The organism is Micromonospora sp. NPDC049679 (genome assembly GCF_040659735.1).
GTDB lineage: Bacteria > Actinomycetota > Actinomycetes > Mycobacteriales > Micromonosporaceae > Micromonospora_I.
In genome coordinates, this window is the sequence record NZ_JBFANZ010000052.1 from 19,417 (window position 1) to 27,659 (window position 8,243).

The following is an 8,243-nucleotide window of genomic DNA, read 5'->3' on the forward strand; positions in this document are numbered from 1 at the left end:
TTCAGTAACTTAAGTCACGGTGGCGCCACCGGACAACCTCACCAACCCGTCCGTCCCGCCGGATCGGGCCTCCCCCGTGGAGTCACCATGGCGCTGCGAAGAAGACTGCTCACCTCCGTACTGCTCACTCTGGCACTGGCCACCGGCGTGGCCGGCCCGACCGCAACCCCGGCGACCGCGGCCCCCGCGCCCACCACCGGCTGGCGCTTCCTCGACGTGTCCACGCATGACGGCGTAAAGCTCAAGGCCAACCTGATCGCACCCACCACCCCCGGTCCGCACCCGGCGATCGTCTTCGTCTCCAGCTGGGGGCTGAACGACGCGCAGTACCTGGCGCAGGCGAAGACCTTCGCCCAGTCCGGCTACGTGGTCCTCTCCTACACGACGCGCGGATTCTGGGGCTCCGGCGGACAGGTCGAGACAGCCGGGCCGGCCGACATCGCCGACGTTTCCGCGGTCATCGACTGGCTCGTCGCCAACACCGACACGGACCCGGCCCGCATCGGCGTGGGCGGAGTTTCCTACGGCGCCGGGATCAGCCTCATCGCCGCCGGCCACGACCGCCGGATCAGGGCCGTGGTCGCGATGTCCGCCTGGACCGACCTCGTCGCGTCGCTCTACGGCGACCAGACCCGCCGTCCCCAGGCGGTGTTGCTGCTGCGCGCCGCCGCGCAGCTCCTCGGCCGGCCGAGCGCCGAGTTCAACCGCGTGGCCGACGACTACTTCGCCAACCGCAACGTCCCCGGCCTCATCGAGTGGGGCGAGCTCCGCTCCGCGCGCACGTACCTCGCCGGCCTCAACGCGAACGCCCCCGCCGTGTTGATGGCCAACGCGTACGGGGACAGCATGTTCCCGCCCAATCAGCTCGTCGACTTCTTCGCACAGCTCACCGGTCCCAAACGGCTGGAGTTGGCCCCCGGCGACCACGCGATCCCGGAGCTCACCGGACTGGCCGGGATTCCGAACCACGTGTGGACCAGCACCCGGCGCTGGTTCGACGAGCATCTGGCCGGCGTCGACACCGGCATCAGCGCGGAGCCGGTCGTGCTGCGCGTGCGCAACGCCGGCGGCACCGTCGAGTCCTATCCGGACTGGGCCGGTGTCACCGGCTCATCCTTCCGTTACCACCTGGGCGACGTGCCCTGGTGGGACCGGACCGGCCCGCTCTCCCCCGGCCCGTCCAGCGGTTGGACCGAATCCTTCCGCGCCACCGGGGACACCGTGGCAACAGGTGGCGTCGTCATGCTCACCAACGGGTTGGAGGCGCTGACCGGCATCCCGCCGGTCGCCTGGCTCCCGGCGGTCGACCGTGGGCGCAGTGCCGTCTGGAGCACCGGGGCGCTGCCGCGCGGAGCGGCCGTGCGGGGCATCCCGAAGCTGCATCTCACGGTCAAGCCGGCCGCGGCGGCCGGGACGCTGGTGAGCTACCTGTACGACGTCGACACCCTCGGCACCGGTCAACTCGTCACGCACGCCCCGTTCAGCTGGACGACCGCCCGGCCGGGCGCTCTGATGACCGTCGACACGGCGCTCCCCGCGACCGCGTGGAACGTGCCGGCCGGGCACCGGCTCGCCCTCGTCGTCGACACCAAGGACCCGCTCTACCTCGACTGGAACCCGTACGGCGCCACCGTCTCGGTGACCGGCGGCAGCTGGCTCGACGTTCCGCTGAAGTAGGGAGCGCCGCGCGGCGGCGGAGTAGAGAGCGCCGCGGCGGCCGCGGCACGAGCCGGCGCGGAGGGCACCGTGGCACCCGGATGCCCCTCCGCGCCACCCATCACCCGCGCACGACGAAGAGCGTCACCGAGTCCGCCGGGAACGTGTGCGTGAAGGCCCCGTTCACTCCCGACCGGGACCGCGCGACCGGCTGGTCGGCGAGGTGCTCGATGGCGTCGAGCCGCGTGGCGCCGTACCGGTAGACGGCGGCGCGACCACCGCACGCGCCACGCAGACTCACCGACGCCGCCTGCGCCGTGCCGCTCTTGTTCACCACCATGACGGTGACCGCGCCGTCCGCGCTGCGCTGCGCGCCGTAGACGGCGAGCTTCTCCTGATCACCGCTGGTGGCGCGCACGCCGACATCACCGAACCGACCGCCCGCGCCGTCATAGTTGCGGTACATGCGGAAGGCGTACGCGCCGGGCTGGCCCGCGCCCGGCGGTCCCCACAGCGACGCCAGGTCGAGTCCCTCCCGGCCAAAGACACCGAGCACGTCGGCCTGGGCCAGCGCGCCGTTGATGTGGTCCAGCGCGCCCCAGTTGTACTCGGTGATCGCCGTCTTCGTGCCCGGATAGTTCGCCGCGACGGCCTCCTTCATCCGGGGCACGAGCCGGACCTCCGTGCCGATCCAGCTCTCGTCCCGGTAGGACGGATCCCAGAGCGCCCTGGTCGAGCGCAGCCGCAGCGCGCTGGTCGCCGGATCGTTGCCGTTGCCGAAGGCGACGCCGGCTCCCTGCGGATAGAAGTGCATGTCGAAGTAGTCGAGGACCCGGGCACCGTGCCGCTCCTGGTGCTTCCTCATCTGCTGCAGGTACCACGTCGCGAAGGGCAGCCCGTCGCGCGCCGACCTGTCCGGCGGGTCGGCCCAGCATCCGGTCCGGCCACAGGTCTCCTGGTCGAGCCCGGAGTACTCCCACGAGCTCCACCCCCAGCCGACCGGGCCGAGCGTCTGCGCTCCCGGGTCGACCGCCTTGACGGCCGCTCCGACCGCGTAGGCCCGGTCACGCAGCTCGGTCGAGCTCGCGCCCTGCGGATGCACGTCGCGGTGGGTGCTGTGCCAGATGTCCGGCTCGTTGTCCAGGTTGTAGAAGCGCACGCCACCCTGGGCCGCGGTGCCGTACCGGCCGGTGAGGTGCCGCAGCCACTCCCGCACGTACTCCGGGCCGACCTCGATGCTCGTGTCGTGCGGGTCGTTGCCGGTGACCGGCGTGCCATCGGGGCGGATGCCGTTGCCGCAGTCCGGCCGCCACTGGTCGGTGCGCTGTTGCGGACCGTACTTGACGACGGAGAAGCCGCAGGAGGCGTCCCGCGCCTTCGGCGCCCAGCCGATGAGCGGCACGGTGAGCATCGTGTCGGTGCCGGTCCGTCGGTCCTGGTCGACGAAGGTGTCCGTCGACGAGCCTGCCGGCAGCTGGTCCGGGGTGGCATTCGGCTCGGCGATGTTCTCGAAGAACCAGTCCGACGCGCGGTTCGTCGTGTCGTGCCGGTAGTGGTACCGGGTCGTGGCGTTGCCGCCCCAGCGCCGCACGGGCAGGTCCAGTTCGTCGGCGAGCGCTTCGTCGGCGTGGTTCATCCCGTAGATGTGCGGGTTGATCGCATGGCGGTCGGCGGTCGCGTCCACGACGAGGGTCAGCGCGGCGGGGCCGCGTGCCGCGGCGGTCGTCGGTGCGACCGCCGTGGCGGCGACGGCGAGGAGAGTGGTGACAGCCAACGGCAGGGTGGGTCTGCTGCGCATGGGTGATCCCCCAGGATCCCTGGCGCCCGGAGCGGTCGCGCCCGGACGGCGGTGACGGGTCGGCTCGCGACCCCCGGCTCCCACGCGACGACGTCCAGCCCGGACGCGCGCCAGGCTATAGAGCCCGCCGACCGGCAGTCAATGGCCGCCATCGATGCGGCCGGCGCGAAGCGGGGGGTTTGCGCTGAGACCGGAGGGGTATCCGCCGCGCATGAGCCGGGGTGCCGGCCCGGCGGAGGAGGGACGATGGCGTCCGACGCGGTCACGCTGATCAGGGCTGACCACCACATCCTGACCGGCCTCCTCGAGCAGCTCAGAGATACGTCGAACGACCGGACGGCCCTGCTCGAACAGGTCGCCGCCCGGCTGATCGCGCACGACCGCGCCGAGGAGCAGGAGATCTACCCGGCCATCGTGGCGGTCGCGCCGGCCGAGTTCGACGAGGTCCAGTTCGGCATCGAGGAACACCGCGAGACCGAGCGGAAGCTGCGCGTTCTGCAGGCGCTCGACCCGGCGACCGCCGAGTTCACGCCGGCGCTGCGGGAACTCATCGACGCGGTCGGACAACACGTCTACGAGGAAGAAGAGTCCATGCTGCCCGAACTGGCCAGGTTGCTCGACCCGGCCGGCCTCCGCGAGCTCGGCGCCGCCTACCAGCGGCGACGCCTCGCCGAGCTGCGCGCCCGCGGGGTCGACGACGAGATGGCCGAGGCGCTGCGCGAGCAGGGCTAGCGGGCCGTCGGCCCGACGGGAGTACGGCGGTTCGCCGTACTCCTGTCGCCGTTCGCCCAGGGCGCTCCCGCGGCCGTCCGGCCCGCCTGAGCTGCGGCGGTGGGGATGCGCCTGTCGGTCGGTGCCGCTACCGTCTCCTTCGATGGTCCGTTTCGGTCAGCCCGCCACCGACCCGTCCGCGCCCGAGAAGGCCGGGATCGGCACGATCACCCTGCGGGAACTCCTCGCCGAGGGGTCCCACGGTCTGCCGCTGCTCCTCGACCGCCACCTGCTGATGCTGGTCACGGGCGGCCACGGCAGTTCCGAGGTCGACTTCGTCACCCACCAGTGCCGCCCCGGCACCCTGATCCGGGCCCGGCCCGGTCAGATGATCCGCTACGGCGCACAGCCGGGGCTCGACGCCGTCATCCTGCGCTGGTCGCCCACGGTGCTGGCCGGGCTCGCCGCCCGCCCGGTGCTCGACGGTGACACCGGCCCGACCCACTGGCAACTCGCCGGTGAGGACGAGGACGCGGTGATCAACGAGATGAGCCAACTGGTGGTCGACTGCCAGCGGCACGGCGACGCCGAACTCGGCGCCGAGTTGCTCCGTCACCAACTCGCCGTCCTGCTGCTGCGGATCGCCCTGCTGCCGACCCCGCAGGGGCGACCGGAGCCGGCGGAGGAGGCGGCCACCTTCCAGCGCTTCCGGGCGGAGGTGGAGCGCACGTACGCGCAGAGCAGGCGCGTCGAGGAGTACGCCGAGCGGATCGGCTGCGTGGTTCGTACCCTCACCCGTGCGTGTTTGGCCGCGACCGGCCGCAGCGCCAAGCAGCTCCTCGACGACCGGGTCGCGTTGCAGGCGATGCGGCTGCTCGCCGCGACCGACCTGCCGGTCGCCGACGTGGGGCACCGGCTCGGCTTTCCCGAGCCGACCAACTTCGGGCGGTTCTTCCAGCGCGAGGTCGGGTGCTCACCGGGCGCGTTCCGGGCCGCGCTGCGGCGCCCGGTGCGCGTCGCCGTGCCCGGACAGCGTCAACCCCGCCCCGCCGACCCGGCCGTGCCGCGCGTCGCCACCCGGCCTGTCCGGTAGCCGCCGCGCCCACGCCAGCAGGCATGATGGGGGCGTGCAAATCTCCGCGCGCGGTGACTACGCGGTACGGGCGGCGCTCAGTCTCGCGTCGGCCTATCCGTCGCTGATGTCCGCCCAGGCCATCGCCCTCGATCAGGACATGCCCCGCAAGTTTCTGGAGGCGGTCCTGGCCGACCTGCGCCGGGCCGGCATCGTGCGCGCGCAGCGGGGCGCCGAAGGGGGCTACACGCTCTCCCAGCCGCCCCGTGACGTGATGATCGGCGCGATCCTGCGCGCCGTCGACGGACCCCTGGCCGGGGTCCGTGGGCTCCGCCCCGAGCAGACCCGGTACGAGGGCGCGGCGGAGAACCTGCCCCGACTCTGGGTGGCGGTGCGGGCCGCGGTGCGCGAGGTGGTCGACGAGGTCAGCCTCGCGGAGCTGGTCAGCGGTCGGATGCCCGCGCACATCCGCAAGCTGACCGCCCGCCCCGACGCCTGGGAATCGCGCTGACCGCGGTAATTCCCTGATCACGCGGCTGTGACCAGGTAATGTGCCGGCCCGTGACTCCGACGTTGCGCACCGCCCGTCTGATCCTCGATCCCTACACGCGCGACGACGAGGAGAGCTTCGTCGGCCTCTTCGGCGACGAGAGCGTGTCCCGTTGGATGGGCGATGGCCCGGTGCCGGAGGCGGAGAACCGGGCGCTGTTCGGTCGCGTCTTCACCAAGGTCTACGCGCAGAATCTGTTCGACGTCTGGGCGGTGCGCGAGGACGGCCGGCACATCGGGCACGCCGAGATCAAGGCGAGCACCGAGGTGGACGGGCACGAGATCATCTACGCGCTCGCCCGGGAGGCCTGGGGGCGCGGCCTCGGCAGCGAGATCGCGGAGGCCCTCATCCGGTACGGCTTCGAGGTGCTCGGCCTCTCCGAGGTGCACGCCACCGTGGCGGCGTCCAACACCGGATCGCTGGCCCTGCTGGCGAAGCTGGGCTTCGTACACGTTCGGGACATCACCGAACAGGACGGCGGCACGACACGCGTGCTGACCCGGCGTGCCATCGCCGCGGCCTGAACACTTCGATCCCCTTGATTTCGACAGGTGTCACTGATCAGATGGGAAGACGGGGGTCGCGGGTGGGGAGGTGTGCTCGATGTGGCGGAGTTTCCAGGACCGACGCCGCGAAGAGCAAGCGCTCGAACTGCTCGACCACGCGCAACGCGAGCGGGTCGCCGGACGCCGGGACGAGGCGCTCCGCGCGCAACTCGACGCGCTGGAGCTGATCCGCGCGCTGGCCGACGCGCACCCGGGTGACCCGCGCCATCAACAGGCGACCGCCAGCGCCCTCTACACGTTGGCGGCGATGCAGACCCAGGTCGCCCTGTTCGCCGAGGCCCTCGGCTCCCTCGCGGAGTGCGAGCAGCTCTACCTTTCGCTCGGTGACATGGGGTTCCTCGACGCGACTCCGCTCGCCGCCGACGTGCGGGTCCGTCGGGCCCACACGCTGATGCTGCAGGGACGCGGCGCGTCCGCGGTGCCCGAAATGGACAGCGCGATGGCGACGTACGCGGAGCTCGACGAGGCCGACGAGAGCAACGCGCTGCGACGGGATCTGGCCCGGGTGCTCGCCATGAACGCCGTCGTCCTGGCCCGCTTCGGCGACCCCGACCTCGCCTGCGCCTCCGCCGACTCCGCCCTGCGGATCTACCTGTCCAACGTCACCTCGCCCGGCACGTTCACGGTGCAGGGCGAGGACGCGGGCTACCTGCGGCAGGCGGCAGCCGTCGGCGCGGCGCTGCACGTCCAGCACGGTCGGCCGGAGATCGGCCTCGTCGCGGCGAACTTCGGGCTGCAACTGACCGGCCAGGGCGGGGCGGGCGCGCTGGATCACGTGCGGTCGCTGACCGACAACGTCGACCAGTTGAGCCCCGAGGACCTGGCCGCGCTCGACCGGGAGTTCACCCGGTCGATGCGGCGGGTGACCCAGTGCGAGGCGCCTCCCGGGTCGGAGATCGACCGGCTCCAGCGCACCACCCTCTCGGGCGCGCTCACCGTCGCGGAAGACCACGGCACCGCCACCGAGCTGGCCGACGTCCTCACCCGGCCGGTGGCCGACGGCGAGATCGTCTTCCCCGCGCAGCGCTGCCCGTCGCAGATCGCCGCGCTGCGCGCCCGTCAGCTCGGCGCGCTGGCGCTCGACGTCCTGCCGACGGCGCCGATCGACGGGCTGCGCATCGCGCTGGAAGCGCACTACCTCTTCGCATCGGCGTCACGGGCGCAGGTCGCCGCGCTGCGCTACCAGTTGCAGGACTTCGGCCCGATCTGGGCACGGGCGCTGCTTGCCTCCTCCGCCGCGTTCGAGGCCCGCGGTCAACTACCCATGGCACTCGATCTGGCCTCCTGGGCCGCTGACCTGGCGCGGCAACTCGTGCCGTTCGCCCACACCGACAGCGAGCTGGCCCCGCTCGTGCGCGACTGTGTCGAGCGACAGGGACGGCTGCTGATCGACACCGGCGACCGCGGGGCGGGTGATGAGTCGTTGTCGACCGCCCGGACATCGCCGGCCTGATCGGCCGCCGTAGCGCGGCCCGGATCCCGCACCGGTCCCCGTAGCGACCCCGCGTCACGGCTCGCCCCGAGACTGTCGAATGAGGAGGGTCCAACCTCGTTTGACGAAGACGCGTACGGGGAATCTTCAGCGCAACCCCGGTTGAACGACTGATGAAGGGAGCACAGCCATGGGTCTGATGTTCCGCAAGCGCAAGAAGATCGGTCCGCTGATCCTGAACTTCACCGAGAACGGTTTCTCCTCCTGGAGCATCAAGATCGGCCGCTGGTCGTGGAATTCCCGCGCCAGGGCCCACCGCGTCGACCTCCCCGGTCCGCTGTCCTGGAAGCAGGACAAGGGACGCTAGCGCTCACCGCGCACAGTTGACCGGGGCAGGCAACTGCCACCCGCGCCGTGCAACAGCACCATCGGGTCGCCGTCGCCACGCCCGCACCGGT

8 protein-coding genes are annotated in these 8,243 nt (G+C 71.9%); 7 read left to right on the forward strand and 1 reads right to left on the reverse strand.

Annotated features, from left to right (window positions below; all coding sequences use genetic code 11):
• Window positions 1–87 precede the first annotated feature (87 nt).
• Window positions 88–1,677, forward strand: coding sequence for a CocE/NonD family hydrolase (locus tag AB0J06_RS24070; protein WP_357431548.1), 1,590 nt, complete (start codon window positions 88–90; stop codon window positions 1,675–1,677).
• Window positions 1,678–1,777: 100 nt separating this feature from the next.
• On the opposite strand, the gene AB0J06_RS24075 is transcribed toward AB0J06_RS24070, so the two are convergent.
• Window positions 1,778–3,454, reverse strand: a complete 1,677-nt coding sequence (locus AB0J06_RS24075; protein ID WP_357431550.1) for a glycoside hydrolase family 44 protein — start codon at window positions 3,452–3,454, stop codon at window positions 1,778–1,780.
• A 246-nt stretch (window positions 3,455–3,700) separates the two neighbouring features.
• Here AB0J06_RS24075 and AB0J06_RS24080 point away from each other — a divergent pair, with 246 nt between their 5' ends.
• From AB0J06_RS24080 to AB0J06_RS24105, 6 genes are all read left to right on the forward strand, one after another.
• Entirely contained in the window at window positions 3,701–4,186 is a 486-nt protein-coding gene (locus tag AB0J06_RS24080; protein WP_357431552.1) for a hemerythrin domain-containing protein, read from the forward strand.
• 142 nt (window positions 4,187–4,328) lie between these two features.
• Complete coding sequence (locus AB0J06_RS24085) at window positions 4,329–5,258, forward strand: AraC family transcriptional regulator (protein ID WP_357431554.1); 930 nt, start codon at window positions 4,329–4,331, stop codon at window positions 5,256–5,258.
• Window positions 5,259–5,292: 34 nt separating this feature from the next.
• Window positions 5,293–5,748: an Rrf2 family transcriptional regulator gene (locus AB0J06_RS24090; protein ID WP_357431556.1), complete on the forward strand. Its 456-nt coding sequence runs from the start codon at window positions 5,293–5,295 to the stop codon at window positions 5,746–5,748.
• A 50-nt stretch (window positions 5,749–5,798) separates the two neighbouring features.
• On the forward strand, window positions 5,799–6,311 hold the full coding sequence (locus tag AB0J06_RS24095; protein ID WP_357431558.1) for a GNAT family N-acetyltransferase: 513 nt from the start codon (window positions 5,799–5,801) through the stop codon (window positions 6,309–6,311).
• A 79-nt stretch (window positions 6,312–6,390) separates the two neighbouring features.
• Complete coding sequence (locus tag AB0J06_RS24100) at window positions 6,391–7,806, forward strand: hypothetical protein (RefSeq protein ID WP_357431560.1); 1,416 nt, start codon at window positions 6,391–6,393, stop codon at window positions 7,804–7,806.
• 169 nt (window positions 7,807–7,975) lie between these two features.
• On the forward strand, window positions 7,976–8,152 hold the full coding sequence (locus AB0J06_RS24105; RefSeq protein ID WP_357431562.1) for a DUF4236 domain-containing protein: 177 nt from the start codon (window positions 7,976–7,978) through the stop codon (window positions 8,150–8,152).
• Window positions 8,153–8,243 lie beyond the last annotated feature (91 nt).

Coding starts and splice junctions, on each gene's coding strand:
- AB0J06_RS24070 (WP_357431548.1), top strand. CDS start 88: ATGGCGCTGCGAAGAAGACTGCTCACCTCCGTACTGCTCACTCTGGCA.
- AB0J06_RS24075 (WP_357431550.1), bottom strand. CDS start 3,454: ATGCGCAGCAGACCCACCCTGCCGTTGGCTGTCACCACTCTCCTCGCC.
- AB0J06_RS24080 (WP_357431552.1), top strand. CDS start 3,701: ATGGCGTCCGACGCGGTCACGCTGATCAGGGCTGACCACCACATCCTG.
- AB0J06_RS24085 (WP_357431554.1), top strand. CDS start 4,329: ATGGTCCGTTTCGGTCAGCCCGCCACCGACCCGTCCGCGCCCGAGAAG.
- AB0J06_RS24100 (WP_357431560.1), top strand. CDS start 6,391: ATGTGGCGGAGTTTCCAGGACCGACGCCGCGAAGAGCAAGCGCTCGAA.
- AB0J06_RS24105 (WP_357431562.1), top strand. CDS start 7,976: ATGGGTCTGATGTTCCGCAAGCGCAAGAAGATCGGTCCGCTGATCCTG.